The organism is Paenibacillus sp. MSJ-34, assembly GCF_018918005.1.
Lineage (GTDB): Bacteria > Bacillota > Bacilli > Paenibacillales > Paenibacillaceae > MSJ-34.
Window position 1 is genome coordinate 1 of sequence record NZ_JAHLPR010000109.1, and the last position, 2,458, is coordinate 2,458.

General features: G+C 36.3%; 2 protein-coding genes. Both read left to right on the forward strand.

What is annotated here, in order from left to right; translation table 11 throughout:
• Positions 1-574 precede the first annotated feature (574 nt).
• Positions 575-802, forward strand: coding sequence for a hypothetical protein (locus KQI79_RS27160; protein WP_216541448.1), 228 nt, complete (start codon positions 575-577; stop codon positions 800-802).
• Positions 803-805: 3 nt separating this feature from the next.
• A complete protein-coding gene (locus KQI79_RS27165) occupies positions 806-2,215 on the forward strand; it encodes a hypothetical protein (RefSeq protein WP_216541449.1) in 1,410 nt (469 codons plus the stop codon).
• Positions 2,216-2,458: the final 243 nt, after the last annotated feature.

Genomic DNA, 2,458 nt, shown 5'->3' on the forward strand with positions numbered 1-2,458 from the left:
GTAGACTTCACCTAAAAGGTGCTCCTCTCTTTGGGTGTAGTGTTCTCGACAAACACCATTCTACCAAAGATTTGGGCACTTTTTTATGTTTTCAATGAACGGTACTTTCGAAATTTAGGGTAAATGTTTATTCGCTATCGATAGCGATAACAGATGTACATATGACCGGGACTATCCCAATTTGGGTCATAGACGATGTATCTACTTCGAGCTAGCAGTTTTGCCAGCGGATAAAATTTTAGAATCAAAATATTGGGAAGAGGTAACAGGAGATCCAACAATGAGGAACGATAATATCGATAATTGCTCTCGTTGCGGGGATGAGATTGTAAAAACAAACAACCGGCAGAAGTATTGTAGTTACTGTAGCAACCAGTTAAAAAAGAACCGAGCAAAAGAAGGCATGAGACGGAAAAGAGAGCAGGTTATAAGTTAACATTTAGACAAAATAAAACCTTGATATATCAACGCTTTTCGGCGATGATTTTAGCCATTTTTTAAAAGTTAATATGATTGGAAGGAAAACTCAATTTTATGATTCTTAATGTTAACAAAAATTGGGGAGGTCGGAAACGTGAAAAAGTTTTATCCATTAAAAATATGGCTTAAAGGGAGACAGAAACCAATTGAGATCCTAGCATCAACAGATTGTATTGCGGGTTTTACCGACTTTGCCAATGATAACTATCCATTAAATCTATTTAACATGCAATACATAGATAGCAACAATAAAAATAGATGGTTAGTCATACAACAAAACCAGATTCAGGCATTCGAGTTTGATGATTTACAGGAGGATTAATTAATGAGTTTATGCATGGCATTTATTGACCAAGGCAAAATATTAGTATGCGCTGATAGTAGGGTGAGCGCAGAGGTTGACGGTAAAAAGTATTTTGTCACAGATCAGTATAAAAAAATTCGACAAGTTGGCGATAAAGTTATTTTTATTTCTGGCGAAGTTGATATTCTCGAAAAAATTTTTAATGCTATTAATGAGTATAGTACAATTCGCATGATCCAGCGCAAAGTAAAAAAATTTTATGACGAATTTATATTAAAACATAGAGATGATCCACTTTATAAAAATACACAATTTGGAATTGAAATTGGGGTATATATTTTTACTATCGAAAACGGTAAACCAGTTATCTACCAAATGATTTACAAAAATGATTTTGAAGTAGATCGGCAAGAACCTGGAAATAAGGAGTTATTTGGAGTAGCAGCATACTCTGATAAAGCGGTTCCCTATGCTCAAAAATTAACGGCAAAAATGCCATTGGAAAAGGCATTAATGAACACATATAGACACTTTGCTAATGAGATTGTAGGTGGGTACTTACATTGGTTTCTCATTGACATAAATGGGATTAGTTCAAAAATCGAACCGATAAAAGATAATAAATCATTATCAAAATGGCAGGGTAGACCTTTCCCATATCATGCTGATATGCACGGGAATACAGTGTTAAATAAACTGACAGCAAATACAGCAACTATTTCAAATTCAGTTTTTAATAATGGTGCAATTACTGGTTCGAGTATTAATGTCAATGATAGATTTATTGTTGATTCAAGTGGAAATATGACTGCAAGGAGCGGAAATTTTAGCGGTAGTATTTCTGGATCTACTATAACAGGTGGTATCATTACAGGTTCAACGCTTAGAACAGCATCCTCTGGTCGTCGAATCGAAATAGACTCAATTGGGTTTAGGACATATGACAATTCTAACAGAAACAGGATAAGCATTAATACTGGTAGCGATAGTGGTATTGCTGCCATATCTTTCTATGGGTCAAGTGGTGGATTCGCAGGGGAGATAAATTCCTACTCCTCAAGCGGTGAATTGACTGTTTATAGTGATAACTCAATATACATAGGCGGAAATCGAGTACCAAGGATCAATCTTAATGGGGATGTAGACGCAAGTTCGCTGTCTGTTAGATATTTGTCGAGTTTTAACGGGAGAGTATATTTTAACGGTGGAGTATCGGGCATTGGCGTAGGCGATATAAGTGGATTACAAAGCGAATTAAACTCACTTAGGAGTCAAATTGAGGCGTTGAAGAGAGATAAAGTCGATAAAGGCTCATATACAAGTACTGCAGGGTCATTTAATGGTGGTATCCCTATTGGGACTGCTCTACGCACAGCTAGCGGTGGGACAGTTACTTGGGCAGGGATTGCGGCACATGATCATAGGGTATAAAGGTAATAACTTTTTGCATAGTCACTCGTTGCGAGTGACTTATTATAGTATAATAATGGCAGAGAGAGATGAAGGAGAATCAAGTATTGGATAACGATTTAGAATTTATGCAGATAGTTAATGAATAGGATCTCGGAATAAACCGGGCGATTGAGGCTCAATTTGGGGTGCTTGAGTTAAAATTATCGATGTAAACGTGTTTTTGAAAGCAATTTTCAAAAATGCGTATGCTAAAGAACCCGA